The 17,686-nt window shown below is 68.8% G+C and carries 19 protein-coding genes; 7 read left to right on the top strand and 12 right to left on the bottom strand.

What is annotated here, in order from left to right:
• The first annotated feature begins 32 nt into the window (after window positions 1-32).
• On the top strand, window positions 33-620 hold the full coding sequence (locus VHD82_RS10225) for a carboxymuconolactone decarboxylase family protein (RefSeq protein WP_325700172.1): 588 nt from the start codon (window positions 33-35) through the stop codon (window positions 618-620).
• Here the strand turns inward: VHD82_RS10225 and VHD82_RS10220 are convergent.
• Window positions 580-1,752 carry a mandelate racemase/muconate lactonizing enzyme family protein gene (locus tag VHD82_RS10220; RefSeq protein WP_325700169.1) on the bottom strand — a complete coding sequence of 391 codons (1,173 nt, stop codon included), beginning with the start codon at window positions 1,750-1,752 and terminating at the stop codon, window positions 580-582. The two genes, VHD82_RS10225 and VHD82_RS10220, sit on opposite strands and share 41 nt — an antisense overlap.
• The gene (locus tag VHD82_RS10215; protein WP_325700166.1) at window positions 1,749-2,693 is read right to left on the bottom strand and encodes a U32 family peptidase; all 945 of its coding nucleotides are present in this window, start codon (window positions 2,691-2,693) and stop codon (window positions 1,749-1,751) included. Before VHD82_RS10215 ends, VHD82_RS10220 begins: the two co-directional genes overlap by 4 nt.
• A 148-nt stretch (window positions 2,694-2,841) precedes the next feature.
• On the opposite strand from VHD82_RS10215, the gene purS reads away from it, so the two are divergent.
• Window positions 2,842-3,078 carry a phosphoribosylformylglycinamidine synthase subunit PurS gene (gene purS, locus VHD82_RS10210; RefSeq protein ID WP_325700481.1) on the top strand — a complete coding sequence of 79 codons (237 nt, stop codon included), beginning with the start codon at window positions 2,842-2,844 and terminating at the stop codon, window positions 3,076-3,078.
• Window positions 3,075-3,749 (top strand): phosphoribosylformylglycinamidine synthase subunit PurQ, encoded by a 675-nt coding sequence (gene purQ, locus VHD82_RS10205; protein WP_325700163.1) that lies wholly within the window; start codon window positions 3,075-3,077, stop codon window positions 3,747-3,749. The genes purS and purQ overlap by 4 nt, the downstream gene beginning before the upstream one ends.
• A 42-nt stretch (window positions 3,750-3,791) precedes the next feature.
• Here purQ and VHD82_RS10200 read toward each other — a convergent pair whose 3' ends face one another.
• The 3 genes from VHD82_RS10200 to VHD82_RS10190 form a co-directional block, all read right to left on the bottom strand.
• Complete coding sequence (locus VHD82_RS10200) at window positions 3,792-4,211, bottom strand: hypothetical protein (protein ID WP_325700160.1); 420 nt, start codon at window positions 4,209-4,211, stop codon at window positions 3,792-3,794.
• 139 nt (window positions 4,212-4,350) lie between these two features.
• Window positions 4,351-6,078 (bottom strand): ABC transporter ATP-binding protein, encoded by a 1,728-nt coding sequence (locus tag VHD82_RS10195; protein ID WP_325700157.1) that lies wholly within the window; start codon window positions 6,076-6,078, stop codon window positions 4,351-4,353.
• Complete coding sequence (locus VHD82_RS10190; RefSeq protein WP_325700154.1) at window positions 6,069-7,643, bottom strand: ABC transporter ATP-binding protein; 1,575 nt, start codon at window positions 7,641-7,643, stop codon at window positions 6,069-6,071. The genes VHD82_RS10195 and VHD82_RS10190 overlap by 10 nt, the downstream gene beginning before the upstream one ends.
• Window positions 7,644-7,720: 77 nt before the next feature.
• Here VHD82_RS10190 and purL point away from each other — a divergent pair, with 77 nt between their 5' ends.
• Window positions 7,721-10,009, top strand: a complete 2,289-nt coding sequence (purL, locus tag VHD82_RS10185; RefSeq protein ID WP_325700152.1) for a phosphoribosylformylglycinamidine synthase subunit PurL — start codon at window positions 7,721-7,723, stop codon at window positions 10,007-10,009.
• Here purL and VHD82_RS10180 read toward each other — a convergent pair.
• Window positions 10,006-10,932 (bottom strand): pentapeptide repeat-containing protein, encoded by a 927-nt coding sequence (locus tag VHD82_RS10180; RefSeq protein WP_325700149.1) that lies wholly within the window; start codon window positions 10,930-10,932, stop codon window positions 10,006-10,008. The two genes, purL and VHD82_RS10180, sit on opposite strands and share 4 nt — an antisense overlap.
• Before the next feature lie 11 nt (window positions 10,933-10,943).
• Window positions 10,944-11,450, bottom strand: coding sequence for a GNAT family N-acetyltransferase (locus VHD82_RS10175; protein WP_414637484.1), 507 nt, complete (start codon window positions 11,448-11,450; stop codon window positions 10,944-10,946).
• A gap of 13 nt (window positions 11,451-11,463) precedes the next feature.
• On the opposite strand from VHD82_RS10175, the gene VHD82_RS10170 reads away from it, so the two are divergent.
• Window positions 11,464-12,045 (top strand): XRE family transcriptional regulator, encoded by a 582-nt coding sequence (locus VHD82_RS10170; protein ID WP_325700143.1) that lies wholly within the window; start codon window positions 11,464-11,466, stop codon window positions 12,043-12,045.
• Between the two features lie 53 nt (window positions 12,046-12,098).
• Here VHD82_RS10170 and VHD82_RS10165 read toward each other — a convergent pair whose 3' ends face one another.
• From VHD82_RS10165 to VHD82_RS10150, 4 genes are all read right to left on the bottom strand, one after another.
• On the bottom strand, window positions 12,099-13,196 hold the full coding sequence (locus VHD82_RS10165; protein WP_325700140.1) for a hypothetical protein: 1,098 nt from the start codon (window positions 13,194-13,196) through the stop codon (window positions 12,099-12,101).
• A 145-nt stretch (window positions 13,197-13,341) separates the two neighbouring features.
• Window positions 13,342-14,232, bottom strand: coding sequence for a lysozyme (locus VHD82_RS10160; protein ID WP_325700137.1), 891 nt, complete (start codon window positions 14,230-14,232; stop codon window positions 13,342-13,344).
• Window positions 14,233-14,419: 187 nt separating this feature from the next.
• Complete coding sequence (locus VHD82_RS10155; RefSeq protein ID WP_325700135.1) at window positions 14,420-15,190, bottom strand: lysozyme; 771 nt, start codon at window positions 15,188-15,190, stop codon at window positions 14,420-14,422.
• A 149-nt stretch (window positions 15,191-15,339) separates the two neighbouring features.
• On the bottom strand, window positions 15,340-15,960 hold the full coding sequence (locus VHD82_RS10150; protein WP_325700132.1) for a type VII secretion system-associated protein: 621 nt from the start codon (window positions 15,958-15,960) through the stop codon (window positions 15,340-15,342).
• A 56-nt stretch (window positions 15,961-16,016) separates the two neighbouring features.
• On the opposite strand from VHD82_RS10150, the gene VHD82_RS10145 reads away from it, so the two are divergent.
• Entirely contained in the window at window positions 16,017-16,397 is a 381-nt protein-coding gene (locus VHD82_RS10145) for a sterol carrier family protein (protein WP_325700129.1), read from the top strand.
• A 91-nt stretch (window positions 16,398-16,488) separates the two neighbouring features.
• On the opposite strand, the gene VHD82_RS10140 is transcribed toward VHD82_RS10145, so the two are convergent.
• Window positions 16,489-17,286 (bottom strand): SAM-dependent methyltransferase, encoded by a 798-nt coding sequence (locus VHD82_RS10140; RefSeq protein ID WP_325700478.1) that lies wholly within the window; start codon window positions 17,284-17,286, stop codon window positions 16,489-16,491.
• 211 nt (window positions 17,287-17,497) lie between these two features.
• Between VHD82_RS10140 and VHD82_RS10135 the strand changes: the two genes are divergently transcribed.
• The coding region (locus tag VHD82_RS10135) for a helix-turn-helix transcriptional regulator (RefSeq protein ID WP_325700126.1) at window positions 17,498-17,686 on the top strand (189 nt) is incomplete at its 3' end.

Below are 17,686 nucleotides of genomic sequence, written 5' to 3'. Positions count from 1 at the left end.
CCTTTCCGAAGCGTCGATGTTAGCGTACCGACATGCCTCTGAAATCGAAGCGGCCGCGGATAGCGCCGCTCGAACCGCCGTACGACGAGCAGACCGAGGTCGCACTCGACCTGCTCGGGCCGCCGATCCAGCTGTTCCGCGTGTGGGCCCGCAGGCCCGACCTCGCCCGGGGGATCGCGGGCTGGGGCCGCTACTACCTTTCCCGGCGTTCCGCGCTGACGCTCCGCCAGCGCGAACTGGTCATCGACCGGACGACCTCGCGGTGCGGCGCCGATTACGAATGGGGCGTGCACGTGGCGACCTTCGCCGAAAAGGCGGGGTTCGACGCCGAGCAGATCCGCTCACTGGCGACCGGCAGCGCGGCGGACGCTTGCTGGGACGCGAACGACCGGGCGGTGCTCGACGCCGTCGACGAACTCCACGCCACGTCAGACCTCTCCGACGAGACCTGGACACAGCTCGTCGACGCCGTCGGGGAAGACGCCACGCTCGAGGTGATCCTGATCTGCGGCTGGTACCACGCGATTTCGTTCACCGTCCGGGCGCTGCGGCTCCCGCAGGAACCCGGCACGCCCAGCCTTACGTCCCCCGACGGTTTCGGGTGTTCTTCGTACCCCTGAACTGCCAGTCCTCCGCGTAGAGATCGAACGGCGCGGCCCGGAACGGGTGCTCCGCGATGAAGTCCGTGTTCAGCTCCACGCCGAGCCCGGGCGCCTCCGGCAGCGGGAAGTAGCCGTCCACCACGGCGGGCAGGCCCGGCGCCGCCTCTCGCACGTGCTCGTCGGCGAAATCGTTGAAATGCTCCTGGATCTTGAAGTTCGGTGTGGTGGCCGCCAGGTGCAGGTTCGCGGCGGTCAGCACCGGGCCGCCGACGTTGTGCGGGGCGACGAGCACGAAATGTGTTTCCGCGGTGGCGGCGAGTTTGCGGGTCTCGGCGATCCCGCCGAGGTGCCCGATGTCCGGCTGGATCACGTCCGCCGCCTGCAGTTCGAACAGCTCGCGGAACTCGGCGCGGTCGTGGATCCGTTCGCCGGTGGCGATCGGCAGATCCACCTGCCCCGCGACCTTGGCCAGTGCCTTGAGGTTTTCCGGCGGCACGGGTTCTTCCAGCCAACCGGGGTCGAACTGCGCGAGGGAGCGGGCGATGCGCACGGCCTCCGAGGGGGCGAACCGGCCGTGCATCTCCACCAGGATCTCCACGTCCGGCCCCACCGCGTCCCGCACGGCGGCGACCAGATCGATCGAGCGCCGGCGCTCCGGCGCGGACAGTTCCCATTGCCCCGGCCCGAACGGGTCGAACTTCAGCGCCCGGTACCCGCGTTCGACCACCCGGCGGGCCGCGGCCTGGAACTCCGCTGGCTCACGTTCGACGGTGTACCAGCCGTTCGCGTAGGCCTTGATCCGCTCGCGCACCTTGCCGCCGAGCAGCCGCCAGACCGGCTGGCCCAGCGCCTTGCCGACGATGTCCCAGCAGGCCATCTCGACACAGCCGATACCCGACATCACGATCTCGCCCGCGCGCCCGTAGTCGCCGCGTTTCATCCGCTGCACCAAGGATTCGATGTCGAACGGGTCGCTCCCGACGACGTGCCTCGGCACGGCTTCGGCAAGATACCCGCGCAGCGCTTCGGTGTGCCCGAGCATCCTCGTCTCGCCGACGCCGGTCAGCCCGTCGTCGGTGTGCACGCGGACGAAGGTGAGATCACGCCAAGGCGTGCCGAGCACGAACGTTTCGACCCGGCTGATCCTCACACCAGCTCCTCGACGGGTTTGGGCACCGCCAGGCCCGCGGCCGGCAACTTGGATCCGATCGCGCCGGGCGCGTAGCACTGCAACAGCTCCAGCCCGATTTCCGCGCGGCGCACCCGTTCCCGGCTCAACGCGACCGCGGTCGGCGTCAGGTGCGTGCCGCTCGGGTAGATGTTCGGCGCGTTGCGCAGGCCGAACTTGAGGTACACCGGGGCGGCGACGCGCACCAGCTCGGCGATCTCGAAATGCCGGATGAACCCGCCGAGGTCGTCCGGGGCCTCGACGTAGATGTCGAGCGGGATGTCGATGGTGGCGCGAATGGCGGCCAGCTGGGCGAGGCTCAGGTCCGTCGGCACGTTGTAGGTGTCGGCCCCGGCCTGCTCGGCGAGCCGGATGGACGCCGGATTCGCCAGCCCCATCTGCACGCTGATCTTGAACTGCAGATCCGCCGGCAGCTCCCCGGCCGCGCGCATCTTCGCCGCGACCGTGAGTACGCCGAGATCCGTGATCAGCACGCTGCGGATCCCGGCGGCGGCCGTGCGGCGGATGTCCTCCAGGACGTGTACCAGCTGCTCGGTTCCGCGCGCCTGCGCGGCGAACGGCCCGCCACCGGTCGCGACCGACGCGGCGCCGGTGTCCCAGGCCGCTACCGGCCGGGCGAACAGGCTCACCTCGACCGAGCGCGCGTGCGCGTAGCGGCCGATCGAGCTCAGCTCGCGGCGTGTGAGCAACATCCCGCCGCTGCCCTGCGAGACGCGATGGATGACGACCCCACGGGCGTCGGCCTCGGTGTACACGGCTTCGAGCGCTTCCGGCCCTTCGACGCTCGGGATCTCGACCCGGTACTGCGCCCCGTCGGGGAAGCGTTTGGTGCTGCTGGGCAGGTCGGCCGGGTCGCCACCCGGCAGGCCGAGCGAGCGCAGGAAGTTTCGGGTCCGTTGCACCGGCACACCGCCTTGTTCGATATTTCGGACCATATTCGTGATCTCAGACGAGAGTAAGGAGGCTCACCGCGGCGGTCAAGGTATCCGGCGAAGGCGTTGGTAAACTCCGGAGGTACCGCCTACCTGCGAAGACATGGGAGCGCCCACCGTGGCCCGAGTCGTGGTCGACGTCATGCCCAAGCCCGAGATCCTGGACCCGCAAGGCCAAGCCGTGGCAGGCGCTCTGCCGCGCCTCGGCTTCACCGGCGTGGCCGAGGTCCGGCAGGGCAAGCATTTCGAGCTGGAGGTCGACGACTCGGTCGACGACGAGACCCTCGCCAAGATCGCCGAGGGTTTCCTGGCGAACCCGGTGATCGAGGAGTGGACCGTGCGGAGGGTCTCGTGAAGATCGGGGTCATCACCTTCCCCGGCACGCTGGACGACACCGACGCCGCCCGCGCCGCCCAGTACGCCGAAGCCGAGGCCGTGTCCCTGTGGCACGGCGACGAGGACCTGCACGGCGTCGACGCGGTGATCGTGCCCGGCGGTTTCTCGTACGGGGATTACCTGCGCTGCGGCGCGATCGCCCGCTTCGCGCCGGTGATGAACTCGGTCATCGAGGCGGCGGGCAAGGGCATGCCGGTGCTCGGCATCTGCAACGGCTTCCAGATCCTGTGCGAGGCCGGGCTGCTGCCCGGTGCGCTGGTGCGCAACGACAAGCTGCACTTCGTGTGCCGCGATCAGTGGCTGCGGGTGGAGAACACCAGCACCGCGTGGACCACCCGGTACGAGAAGGACGCCGAGGTGCTCATCCCGCTGAAGTCCGGCGAGGGCGGCTTCATGGCGGACAAGTCCACTTTGGACGAACTGGAGGGCGAGGGTCGCGTGGTGTTCCGCTACGTCGGCGAAAACCCCAACGGCTCACGCAACGACATCGCCGGCGTGTGCAGCGCCAACGGCCGGGTCGTCGGCCTGATGCCGCACCCCGAACACGCGATCGACGCCCTCACCGGCCCCTCGGACGACGGCCTCGGCATGTTCTACTCGGCGATCGACGCGCTGGCGAAGGTCGCCTAGGGAAGTTTCGCCGGGCCCCGCGGCGGGGCCCGGCGGCGCGGCTCAGTGGTCGTTCAGGAACGTGTGCGTGGCCGAGAACTTCAGCCCGGCCTGGCCGCTCTTGCCCAGCCCCACGGTCACCGTCACATTCTCGTTCTCCGGAATGTTGTCAATTGCGCTCGTGCTCGCCCCCTGCTGATTACAGTTTCCGTTCCCGCTCGCGGACAGCCCGTTGCCGACCGGAATCCCGTCCGAACCCTTGTAGTTGTAGCCGACATACGCGTAGTAGCCATCCGCGTCGGTGTCGCAGATCCTGACCACATCGCCGTATTCCCGGATATAGACGGTCGCGCCCGGGTTGGCGTCGGTACTCGTCCAGACGTGGTCCCAGCTGGCGGCGGCCGCGGTGCCCGTGGTGGCAAGGCACGCGCCTGCCGCCCCGAGCGCGACGGCGAGCGTGGTGACCGATTTGGCAAACTTCATCCGTTTTCCTCGTTTTAGGTAATTCCAAAAACCATCCCTCGAAAATTACCGAGCACGACCGGCAATTCCCGGAAACAAAGGGAACGCCTTTCCGGCCATCAACGTGCAGCCTGCGGGAAAGGCGCGGCCACGGTACGGCTCAGGCCGCTGCGCCCGCGGCCACCAGCCCGGCATAAGACCCGCCGCGCGCCAGCAGTTCCGCGTGCCCGCCGAGCTCGGTGATCCGCCCGTCCTCCAGTACCGCCACCCTGTCCGCGGCGGCCGCCGTGTGCAGCCGGTGCGCGATGGCGATCACCGTCCGCCCGGCCAGGACGCCGTTCAACGACCGCTCCAGCGACCGCGCCGACGACGTGTCGAGCAGCGAAGTCGCCTCGTCGAGCACCACCGTATGCGGGTCGGCGAGCACGACACGGGCCAGCGCCAGCTGCTGCGCGGTGGCTGCGGGTACCGCGCGCGCAGCCGTGCCGAGCCGGGTGTCCAGCCCTTCCGGCAGCGCGGCGAACCACTCCCGCAGGCCCACGGTTTCCAGCGCTGCCACCAATTCCGCGTCGCTCCACTCGCCGGCGGGCAACGTCAGGTTCGCCCGCAGCGAGCCCGCGAAGACGTGGTGCTCCTGCGTCAGCAACAGCACCTCGCCGCGCAGCACGTCCTCGGCCAGCCCGGACACCTCCGCGCCGCCGATGGTCACCGAACCCGCGCCGGGCGCGGCCACCCCGGCGATCAGCCTGCCCAGCGTCGACTTGCCCGCACCGGAAGGACCGACGATCGCCAGCCGCTCACCCGGCGGCACCCGAAGGTCGACGCCGTGCAGCACCTCACGCCCGGCCGAGTAGCCGTACCGCACAGCGCGCACCACGATTTCCCTGCCACGCGGCCGATTCGAGGACACCGTCGGCGGAACCCCGCGCACGCCCAGCACGCGGCGCAGCGCCGTGCCGGAGACCTGCACGTCCTCCATCCACCACAGCACCTCCTCCATCGGCCCGCCGAGCGCCTGCACGTAGACCACCATCGTGGTCAACGTGCCGAGCCCCACCAGACCGTGCGGGTACGCCCAGGCCCCGATCAGCAGGATCGCCGCGATCGGCAGCACCTGCGCCAGCTGGACCCATGGCAGCCACCGCATCGACAGCGAGCGCAGCTTGAACTCCCACCCCACGGCCCTGTCCACGGCGCGGTTCCCCAGCGCTATCCGGCTATCCGTCAAGCCGAGCGCTTCCGCCGTGCGCGCACCGTCGGCCGTTTCGTGCACGCCGGTCTGCACGTCCGCCCACGCGTCCAACATCGGTTCCACTGTGGACGGAACGCGCCGCCAGTACCAGCGGAATGTCAGCACCACCATCGGCAGCCCGACCAGCAACCCCAGCGACAGCAACGGCGACGTCACCACCATGGCCGCCATGGTCAGCGTCACCGTGACCGACGCGACCAGTACCTCCGGTGCGGCGTTGCGCACCGCGTGGTCGATCCGGTCCGCGTCCGTGGTCGCGCGACTGAGCAGATCGCCGGTCCCGACCGCCTCGACCGTGCCCAACGGCAGCCGTAGCGCCCGCCCGACGAACCCCTCCCTGGTCTCGGCCAGCACCTGCTCACCGAGCATCCCGGACCGCACCCGCGCGGTGCGCTTCAGCCAGGCCTGCACGACCAGCAGCACCACGAACATCCCAGCCAGCAGCTCGATGTTCGCGTGCCCTTCGGCGACCGCATCCACCAGCCTGCCCAGAATCTGCGGCCCGGCGAGCCCGGCGATGGCGGCCAGCCCGTACAAGCCCAGCACCACGACGCACGCGCGCCGATGAGTCCGCCAGGTCGCGCGCGCCCAATCGCGCGCCGCCTTGCCGGTGGCCAGCGGAAGTCTCATCGGCATGTGATCACCTCGTCCGCGACGATCGTCCACAGTGGACTCTCGGTGAACACCACGGTCGTACGGCCGCGCCGGGCTTCCGCGATGCGCTCGGTGATCCGGGCCTCGGTATGCGTATCCACCGCCGAAGTCGGCTCGTCGAGCAGCAACGTGTCGGCATCCAGCGCCAGCGCGCGGGCCAGGCTCAACCGCTGCCGCTGTCCGCCGGAAACCTCGCGGCCGCGCTCACCGATCAGTTCGTCCAGGCCGTCCGGGAAGCCCGCCACGATGTCCCCGGCGTCGGCCGCCCACAACGCTTCCTCGGCTCGCTGCCGGGGAACCAGCTGATCCCGCAACGCACCCGAGAACCACAGATCCTGGTTGTGTGCATACACGACGCGGGCACGCAGCTCCGACAACGCGACGTGGTCCGCCGGCACTCCGGACACCAGCACCCGCTGGCCAGGCTTCGCGTCGGCGAATCTCGCCATCCGTTCGGCCAGGGCCTCGGCTTCGGCACCGGCGTCGATCACGGTCAGCTTGCCCGCCACCGCGGTGAACCCGGTCTCCGTGTCGTGGAGTTCCAGCGGCCCCTCCGGCAACCCGATCGGTTCGGCCGGCTCGGCCAACGAAGGCCGCAGGCTCAGCACCCCGCAGATCTTGCGGGCCGACACGATCGCCGAAGTGAACGCTGCCGTCGCCTCGGTCGCGGTGCTCACCGGCACCACCAGGAAGGCGGCCGCCGCGTAGAAGGTGACCAGCTCACCGACGTCGATCGATCCCGCCACCACCAGCCGCGCGCCGAGCCACGTGATCAACACCGTGACCAGCCCCGGCAACAGCACCTCCGCCCCGACCAGCCAGGACTCACTGCGCGCGACCTCGACACCGGCCCGGCGCACCCGCTGGCTCGCGCCGCCGAACCGGCCGAGGAACTGCCGCTCACCACCGACCCCGCGCAGGATCCGTAGGCCGGACACGATGTCCGCGCCGATCGCGTTCACTTCGGACAGCTGCTCGCGCTGCACACCCTTGCGGCGTTGCAGCGGCGCGATCAGCTTCCCCATGCCCAGCACCGCGAGCGGCACCCCGGCCAGCGCGATCGCGCCGAGCAACGGCGAGAAGAACACCAGCACGATGCCCACCGTGAGGAACGCCACGACCGAACCGAACAGCCGCCCGGACACCTCGAACGCGGTCCCGATCCGGGCGATGTCGCTGGAGGAGATGGCCATCACGTCACCGGTCGCGGCCTGCGCGCGCAGCGAAGCGCCGAGCCGCGCGGTGTGCTCGGCGACGATCCGCTGGCTGGCGGACGCGCCGTGGATCCAGGCTCCGTGCGCCACATACAGAAGCAAGGTGCCGAACACCGCCTGCGCCACCCCGAGCACGGCGATCAGCAGCACCTGAGCGGCGATGTTCTCGTGCGCACCGACCGCGGCGACCGTGTTTCCGATCACCACCGGCAACACCGCGCCGGGCAGCAACCAGATCGCGCCCAGCACACAGGAGGACACGGCCAGTACAGGTCGTGCCCAGAGCAGGGCTCCGAGATAGCGCAACGGAGTCAGCCGGGTCGGCAGGCGCATTCCTTCAACGGTATGGAGCCGATCTGTCCTGGTCGACCGATTTTCCGGCCCGGGAGGCACTCACCTACCCTGGAACCGTGACGGAAACCCTGGTCATCGACACGACCGCCCGCGCCGCCGAAACCCCGGACACCGCCCAGCCCTACCTCGAACTGGGGCTGGCCGAGGACGAGTACGCCCGCATCCGCGAGATCCTCGGCCGCCGCCCGACCGACGCCGAACTGGCCATGTACTCGGTGATGTGGAGCGAGCACTGCTCGTACAAGTCCTCGAAGAAGCACCTGCGCTACTTCGGCGAGACCACCACGCCCGAGATGCAGGCCAAGATGCTGGCCGGGATCGGTGAGAACGCCGGGGTGGTCGACATCGGGGACGGCTGGGCCGTCACCTTCAAGGTCGAGAGCCACAACCATCCGTCCTATGTGGAGCCGTACCAGGGTGCGGCGACCGGGGTCGGCGGCATCGTCCGCGACATCCTCGCGATGGGCGCGCGGCCGCTGGCGGTGGCCGACGCGCTGCGTTTCGGCCCGGCCGACGCCCCGGACACCCGCCGCGTGCTGCCCGGCGTGGTCGCCGGTGTCGCCGGGTACGGCAACTGCCTCGGCCTGCCCAACATCGGCGGCGAGGTCGTGTTCGACCCCAGCTACGCGGGCAACCCGCTGGTGAATGCCATGTGCGTCGGCGCGATGCGCACCGAGGACCTGCACCTGGCGTTCGCGTCCGGCACGGGCAACAAGATCATCCTGTTCGGCGCGCGCACCGGGCTGGACGGCATCGGCGGCGTGTCCGTGCTGGCCAGCGACACCTTCTCCGGTGACGAGTCCGCGGCGGGCCGCAAGAAGCTGCCCAGCGTCCAGGTCGGCGACCCGTTCACCGAGAAGGTGCTCATCGAGTGCTGCCTCGAACTGTTCGCCAAGAAGCTGGTCGTCGGCATCCAGGACCTCGGCGGCGCCGGGCTGTCCTGCGCCACGTCGGAGCTGGCGGCGGCCGGTGACGGCGGGATGCACATCGAGCTCGATCAAGTTCCCTTGCGCGCCAAGGGAATGACCCCGGCCGAGATCCTCTCCAGCGAATCGCAGGAGCGGATGTGCGCGGTCGTCGAACCATCCAAAGTGGACGAGTTCATGGCGATCTGCCGCAAGTGGGACGTGATCGCCACCGAGATCGGCGAGGTCACCGACGGCGAGCACCTGGTGATCACCTGGCACGGCGAGACGGTGGTCGACGTGCCGCCGCGCACCGTGGCGCACCAGGGCCCGGTCTACGACCGCCCGGTCGTCCGCCCCGCGGCGCAGGATTCGATCCAGGCCGAGGGCACCGCGGGCCTGGCCCGCCCGAAGACGAACGACGAGCTGCGCGAAACCCTGCTGCGGGTGATCTCCTCGCCGAACCAGGCCTCGAAGGAATGGGTCACCGAGCAGTACGACCGGTATGTGCGTGGCAACACCGTGCTGGCCCAGCCCGCCGACTCCGGGCTGATCCGGATCGACGAGCGGACCGGCCGCGGCGTCGCCGTGTCGACCGACTGCAACAGCCGGTTCGTCTACCTCGACCCGTACCAGGGCACCCAGCTCGCGCTGGCCGAGTCCTACCGCAACGTCGCGACCAGCGGCGCACTGCCGCTGGCGGTCACCAACTGCCTCAACTTCGGCGCCCCGACCGACCCCGGCGTGATGTGGCAGTTCGAGCAGGCCGTGCACGGGCTCGCCGACGGCTGCGCACAGCTCGGCATCCCGGTCACCGGCGGCAACGTGAGCTTCTTCAACCAGACCGGGGAAACCGCGATCCTGCCGACCCCGGTGATCGGGGTGCTCGGCGTGATCGACGACGTGCGCCGCCGCATCACCACCGGGATCGGCGCCGAGGCCGGGGAGACCCTGCTGCTGCTCGGTGAAACCCATGACGAGCTCGACGGTTCCGCGTGGGCGCAGGTCATCCACAACCACCTCGGCGGCCGCCCGCCGAAGGTGGACCTGGAGCGCGAGCGCCTGCTGGCCGAGATCCTCGTGGCGGGCTCGCGCGACGGCATGATCTCCGCGGCGCACGACCTGTCCGACGGTGGCCTGGCGCAGGCGCTGGTGGAGACGGTGCTGGTCGGCCAGTGCGGCGCGCGGGCGATCCTCGACGAGGACGTGGACCCGTTCGTCCAGCTGTTCTCCGAATCCTCGGGCCGGGTGCTGGTCGCCGTGCCGCGCAGCGAGGAGCTGCGGTTCACCGAGATGTGCACCGCGCGCGGCCTGCCGTGGCGCCGGGCCGGCGTGGTGGACCCGGAGTCCGGGGCGCTGGAGATCCAGGGCGTGACCACGTTCGGCCTCGACGAACTGCGCGCCACCTGGGAAGGCACGCTGCCGAAGCTGTTCGGCTAGGAGGGATCACCCGTAGACGAGGACGTGGGCTCCCATTCCGCTGGGAGCCCACGCGGCGGCTCGGTGAACTCCGCGTCCCGGAAGTTGACTTCCCCGCGGAAAATGGTCCCGGTGAAGTCGGCCGGCGCACCGAACTCCGTGCCGCTGAACCAGGCGCGTCCCTCGAAAACCGTTCCCCGGCAACGAAAACGCCCGCTCAACCGGCCGCGCCCGATAGCCGACCGGGTGAACCAGGCCGGCCCGTCGAACCGGCAGTCGCTGAAGTTGTTGCTGCTCAACAGAGTTGCGTACCGCAGGACGAGCGTGCCGACCCGGTGGCCGGAAAGATCGAAGTACTCCAGCGATGCTCCGGTCAGGTCCAGATCGAAACCCGGCTCTGGACTGTCCACTGTGGGCAGTAGCTCCGCGATCAGCCGTTGCGCGGTCAGCCGCACCTGCAACTCGCGTTCGGCCTCGGGATCGGATTCTTCGGCAAGGTGGGGGTTTTCGAACGGCCGGCGCAGATACGAACACAGCACGTCGAGCACGGTCTGGGTGTAGCCGGGTTCGCCGCGGGCAACACCGGCGAGTGCGTGCATCGCGCCGACGCGAACCTGATCGGCCTCGCTGCCGAGGAGTTCGATCGACTTCGCGAACCGCTCGTCCGTCACCCGGCTGCGATCGCGGTCGGCGCGCAGCAACTCCAGCTCGTAGCGTTCCCGCTCGGTCTGTTGCCGGTTTTCCTCGACCTTGCGTCGCCGGTCGTTGAGCCACAACGCATACAACGCGACCACCGCGCCCGCGGCCAGCCCGCCGGTGCGCAGCGCGTCCGCGCGAGTGGTGGCCGGATCAGTGAGCAGCCAGCCGCTGACGCCGACCAGCAGGACGACCGACAGCGCAAACGTGCCCAGCAGCGGGGATCTCCACGGCGGTCGACCGGTCACGGTCGCTCACCCTAGAGGGTGCGCTGCAACAGCATGGTGTCGAGCCAGCGGCCGTGTTTGAACCCGACCCTCGCGAGCCGCCCCGCGTCGACGAAGCCGCGGCGGCGGTGCAGCGCGGGAGAAGCGCCGTTCGTGCCGGTATCGGCGATCACCGCGATCACTTCACGGATTTCCGCCGCAGCGCAGGCCTCGAGCAACGCGTCGAGTAGCAATCCGCCCAAGCCCTGACCGGTCGCGCCAGGAGCGAGGTAGATCGAGTTCTCCACCGTCTGCCGGTACGCCGGCCGGGCCTTCCACGGCGTGCAGTAGGCGTAGCCCGCGACTTTGCCACTGGACTCGGCGACGAGGAACGGCAGACCTGCGTCGGTGATGGCGGCGAACCGGCGCGCCCATTCCGCCTCATCCGGCGACTCCAGCTCGAAGGTCACCTGGCTGTTTTCGACGTAGTAGGCGTAGATCTCCGCGATCGCGGCCAGGTGCTCTCGGCGACCCGGTTTCACTATAGGAGAATCAGTCACTACTATAGAATACATGGACCTCAAGGTGCTCGGCGAGAGAATTCAGGCGGTGCGCGGTGAGCGAGGCCTGACCCTGCAGGCGCTGGCCGACCGCTCGGCGGTCAGCGTCAGCATGCTTTCTTCGGTGGAACGCGGGGCGAAGGCACCGACCATCGTGGTGCTGGACCGGATCGCCGACGGGCTCGGCGTCCCGCTCGCGCAGTTGCTCACCCAGCCGGAGCGGATCATCATCCGGCGCGACGCCGACCAGGACACCGTGCGCGAGCCGGGCGGCTGGCAGCGGACCATCCTCACCCCGGTGGTACCCGGGGTGAACTTCGAATGGATCCGCTCGGAGCTGCCACCGCACTGCGAAGCGGGCACCTATGCTCCATACGCGGCCGGCTCGCACGAATTCGTCGCCGTGCACTCGGGCGAGCTGACCCTGACCGTCGACGACGAAACGATCGTGCTCGCCACCGGGGATTCGCTCTATCTCGCCGCGGACGTGAGTTTGAGCTATGCCAACAGATCCGCGCGCCCCTGCACGTACTACGTGGCGGCGATGATCATGCGCCCGCGCCGCCCCGGCCTCGGAACCGTTGCCGCGCAATGAAAAAGGCCGCACCGAGCCAGTCCGGCTCGGTGCGGCCCGAAAGCCCCGACCGATCAGTAGAAGTCGAAGTTGTCGATGCAGGCGACGTTGTTCGAGATCTCGTCGGTGCTGATGAAGCCACCGCTGATGGTCTCGCCGCCGACGCTGCCCTTCAGGTCACCGAGGCCGATGCCGTCGATGCCGGACATGTCCGCGCTCAGCTGCGACCCCGAGGAGGTGGCCTTCGAGACGTTCGGCTGGATGTCGGAAACGTCGGCCTGGCAGACCAGCGCCATCGCACCCGAGCTGTCACCGCCGTTGACCTTGCTCAGGAAGTCCTGCGCCACCACGTTGTACGAGTCGCCACTGCCCGAGGAGCTGGAGCTCGACGAAGTCGGCGAGCTACTGCTGCTCCGGCTGCTCCTCGTGCTGGAGGTCGAGCTCGAGTCCGAGCTGCTGACCTTGATGTCCTGCCAGCACCACTTGCCGTTCTGGTTCGACAGGGTGCCGGTGGCCGTACCCGAGTCACCGTCCACCGTGACCGCGACCGCTGCCGTCGCGGTGTTGCCGTTGACCTGCACACCGCTCAGCGTGGCCTTGTCGACGGAGGAGATGTCGTTGATCGCGCTCTTCACGGCGCTGGTCGCGTTCGCGCAGGCGACCGCGTTGAGCGCGTTCTTGTCGTGGCCGTTGATGCCGGCGACGATCGACTGCGCGAGCGACTGCGCCCCGTTGTCCCCGGACGCCTTGTCGTCACCGAGGAAGAACCCGGGCACCCAGAAACCGGTGATGCCCAGGGCGGCGAGGATGACGACGAGGCCGACGGTCAGGCCGATCCACAGCCCCTTCTTGCCGCCGCCCCCGGGAGGCGGAGCACCGTAGCCACCCGGCGCGCCATAGCCGCCGGTGGGCGGGTAACCACCACCGCCGGACTGGTCGTAGGTCGGATACGGCTGGGTGTATCCAGGCTGCTGGCCGTAACCCGGCTGCTGCCCGTAACCCGGTTGCTGGCCATAGCCGGGCTGTTGCCCGTACTGCGGATTGCCCTGCTCAGGAAAGCCACCGGAAGACGGGTAGCCCCCCGGCTGCTGGCCGTACCCGCCTGGCTGCTGACCGTAGGGATCGGGCTGCTGGCCGTAATCCGGCTGCCCCGGCTGCGGTGGATAGGTCATCGACGTCGCCTTTCAACAGTCACTACGCCCGTCGGACGTATCGCCGCCCAGCCCGGTTCCCCCTGGCGCGTGAACGGGCCCAGAAGAGGAAAAGTACGCGAATAGGGCTCCCGGTCGGCGAACCGGGAGCCCTATTGTGATCAAATCAGTCGTGATTGGTGGCCAGCGTCACCAGCCGGTCGTAGGCGCCATTGAAGGTGTCCTGGTCGATGGGGCTCGACGTGTACTGCCAGAACGTGTAAACGGTCCAGCCGCCGGGCAGGGTGCCGACGCTCGAGGAGTAGCGCGCCACCCAGAGCGGGTTGGTCGAGCTGAAGTCCCCGTTCACGCACTGGCTCCACCAGGTCGTGCTGGAGTAGATCGTCGGGTACTTGTTCGTCAGCGCGTGGTAGGTGTCGCTGAAGTCCTTGATCCACGACGTCATGGCGCTGGTGGACTTGCCGTAACAGGTCGCGCCGTAGGGGTTGTACTCCATGTCCAGCGCGCCGGGCAGGGTCTTGCCGTCCGCCGACCAGCCGCCCCCATGCGCGACGAAGTACTGGGCCTGCGCGGCGCCGCTCGAAGTGTCCGGGGTGGCGAAGTGGTAGGCGCCGCGGATCATGCCCACGTTGTAGGAACCGTTGTACTGCTGCGCGAAGTACGGGTTGGTGTAGGTCGTGCTCTCGGTGGCCTTGACGTAGGCGAACTTGACGCCGTTGCTCCAGTGGCTGGCCCAATCGACGTTGCCCTGGTAACCGCTTACATCGATCCCCGGCACGGTCGCCGTGGCGGTCACGCCGTCGAGGTTGAGCCCCTGCGGCCGCGCCGCCGCGGACTTGGTCGACGGGCTCGACTGATCACCTTCGACCCGGCGGATCTGCGAGCCCATCGGATGGTCGTACTGCGCGACGTACTGGTCCACGGTCATCCCGGCCGGGATGACACTGGCCTGTTCGTCGGCGCCGGCCGGGCTCAGCGTGCCGAGCAGGAGCACGCTGGCGGACGCGACGACGACGGCTGCGGCGAACGAGCGCCGTCTTCTTCGTTGCTCGGACATGAGGTGACCCTTCTGAAGTTGCCCTCGCGGTCTGGACGGCCGTTGCAGGGAGCCATCCGCGCGTGATTCTTTATGACGACATACCGACTTGTCACCAACTTCCGTGAACTTCCGCTGTCAGGTGGGTGATTTACGCGTGTCCTGCCAGGGAAACCGACTTTCGTCGTCGCCCTGATGGACTAGACCATCACCGGTTGAGCGCCAATTCGCGCACGCTCGCCTGCGGTCCGTTGAACAGGTTCTGATCTCCCGGCAGCGCGCCGGTATCCGCGTACTGCCAGATCGTCTGCTCGGCCCAGCCCGCGGGCAGGGCACCGATTTCGGAGTTGTAGCGGGCCAGCCACAACGGATTCGCGCCGAAGCCGGCGTTGTTCCCCGTGCACTTGACCCACCAACTGGTGGAGGTGTAGATCGCGGGCAGCCGACCGGTGCGTGCCCGGTAGGTGTTCGAGAAATCGGCCAGCCACTGGCTGATCGCCGCCGGGCTCAGGCCATAACAGGCGTCGCCGTACGGGTTGTATTCGGCGTCGATAGCGCCGGGCAACGTGCGGCCGTCATTCGACCAGCCACCCCCGTGCGCGAGGAAATAGTCGGCTTGTGTGGCGCCACCGGAAATGTCGAAACGCGCGAAGTGATAGGCACCGCGCACCATCCCGACGTTGTAGGAACCGTCGTACTGTTGACCGAAATTCGGATTGGTGTAACCGGTGCCTTCGGTGGCCTTCACGTAGACGAACCGGCCGCCGCTACCCCAGGCGGCGTTCCAGTCGACGGCACCCTGGTGCCCGCTCACGTCGTGCCCGAGCAGGCCGTTCGCGGCGACGTACTTCGGGGCCGGGCCGACCCCTTCGACACGGGCTATCTGCGATCCGGCGGACGTGGTGTCCGCGCGGCCGTAGTCCACTGTGGCGGCCGCGGACTGCCCCGCCCCGACGGTCAGCCCACTCGAGACGACCATCGCGGCGGCAATACACCACGACCGCCTGAAACTCCAACGACACACGGTGACTCCCATCCTCCCGGAGTCACAATGCCTCGATAGAGCGGACTTAGCGAATCGGTTGTCACTCTGTCGAGTGGCATTCGCTGGTCAATTCGTGAGAATTCTTAGCGACCCTCTTGGGCGAGCGCCTGCGCGAGATGCTCGGCGGGCACCACCGCGGTCACCACGTCGTGCGGGTTGATCGCGACCGGGTGACCCGCCAGCAGGGGCACCATGTCGCGGCCGAGGACCGCCCGCGCGTGCGGCCACTCGCGCGGCACCAGCGACTTGGAGGTGTACGCCGGCACCAGGACACGGCCGTCGGTGTTGTGGAATCCGATCACCGTGCGCTGCAGCGGCGACATCGCGTAGACGAAGAGAGTGGCGTTGAGGACCACCGACGGCAGGTCCTCGGCAGGCCGGTGATTGGTCCGGACCAACTGCAGCAGCCGCTCGAGTTCGTTGCCCGGCTCGGGAAACCCGAGCGCCTTCGGCGAGGGGCGGTAGCGGTCGTTGGGGTGGAAGTCCTCCACGATGCCGCCCGACGAGTTGACCGGGTACGCGCCGACCACGGCCCACGATGGGACCGGGCCGTTGGGGTCGAAGGCCTCGTCGATCACGTACAGCCAGCTGTTCGGGTTGGCCCTGGCGTTGGCGCGCATCTCGTCGGTGATCTTGGGCTTGCCGAGCCTGCCGGCCGGCTGGGGATTCGGTACGAGCCGGTCTGCTTCGTCCCGCTGCGCCATGTTCAACCCCACGTCTCGCGTGCTTTCCTGCCGACGTTCACTCTACTGTTCCTCCCATGCCCACTTCGCGTTCGGTCGACCCCGCAGAGTTACGCGCCGCGGTGCAAGCGGTCTCGGCTTGGTTGAGCGGAGAAGAAGAGAAGCCGGCGCGTCCCACACTGGCCGCCGCCGTGCGGCTCAGCCTACGCGCCCTGGCCGCCGACGCGCCCGGACGAAGCGTGGAGGTGCGGGTCCCGCCGTTCGCCGCGGTGCAGTGCATCGAAGGCCCCCGGCACACCAGGGGAAACCCGCCGAACGTGATCGAGACCGATCCCCGGACCTGGCTGGAACTCGCCACCGGCCGTCTACAGTGGACAGATGCGGTGCAGGCCGGCCGGGTTTCCGCGTCGGGAACCCGGGCCGACCTCACACACTGGCTGCCGGTACTGAGGCTCTGACTGGCCCTGCGAAGCGGCGGGCCGCTTGCCGTGGGCCGTCACCTTGCACCGCTACCGGCACCGCCACGCAAACCGCTCACTCAAAAATTCCTCACGGCTTGCGGCCGATGCCGCCGGCGATGCAGTGCTGCACCTGGTTCAGCTCGCGCAGCTGGGGGCCGTCCGGCCACCAGTCGACGCAGCGGACGACGCCGGGGGTCACCATCTCGAGCCCGTCGAAGAGCGCCTCGATCTCCGGCAGGGTCCGGAAGGTGCCCGAGCCCATCATGCTGTGCCGGAAGGCCTCCTCCATCCTGCGGGCCACTACGCTGTGCTCGTTCTCCGGATCGAGGAAGTGGCTGATCACCACGTACGAGCCCGACGGGATGCGCTCGATGTACTCGCGCATGATCGCGGCCGGTGCGTCGCGGTCGCCCTCGTAGTGGTGCAGCGTGCCCACCTGCAGCAGCGCGAGCGGCTGGTCGAAGTCGAGGAAGTCGCGGGCGTAGCTGTTGTCCAGCACCGCCGCGGGCTGGAAGATGTCCTCCGCGATGAAGTGCGTGAGCTCGTTCTCCTCCAGCAGCGCCCGGCCGTGCGCGAGCACCACCGGGTCGTTGTCCACGTAGAGGACCTTGGTGTCCGGGTTGATCCGCTGCACGACCTGGTGGGTGTTCTCGGCCGTCGGCAGCCCCGAGCCGCAGTCGAGGTACTGGCGGAGATCGGTCTGCGCGGCGAGGAACCGGCAGGCCCTGATCAGGAAGCCGCGGTTCTCGGTGGCCAGTTCCTGGGCCTCCGGCGCGGCCTTCTGCACCCCCCGCAGTACCTCCCGGTCGATCTCGTAGTTGTCCTTGCCGTTGAGGAACGCGTCGTAGACACGGGCGATGCTGGCCCTCGTCGGATCGACGCCCACTGGGACCGCGGTCGGGTAGGAGGCTGCGGTATCGGTCATCTAATTCTCCCGGCTGGGATGATCGGCGGAGTGTTCTTGGGCACACCTAGCGTAGGGATCTCCACCGTCCGGGTAAATGCGCGGCTGCTCTTGACCGCGTCCCGGCGCGGTGTACCTTCAGTAGTCGGGTGTTTTGCGCACTGAAGATCCCGGCACCAGGAAGGCCCTCCCGATGTCCTTGGCCGATCCTCCCGAACTCGAGCAGGGAACCGGACCGACCGCGCGGCGGATGATCCTGGGGACGCAGTTGCGGCGCTTCCGCGAGGTCGCGGGCATTTCCCGGGCACAGGCCGCCTGGGAGATCCGCGCTTCGGAATCCAAGATCAGCCGGATGGAACTCGGCCGCGTCGGCTGCAAGGAA

The organism is Amycolatopsis sp., assembly GCF_035546795.1.
Classification (GTDB): Bacteria; Actinomycetota; Actinomycetes; order Mycobacteriales; family Pseudonocardiaceae; genus Amycolatopsis_E.
The sequence above is the reverse complement of the archived record's forward strand: the minus strand, read 5'-3'. Positions and strand labels throughout refer to the sequence as shown.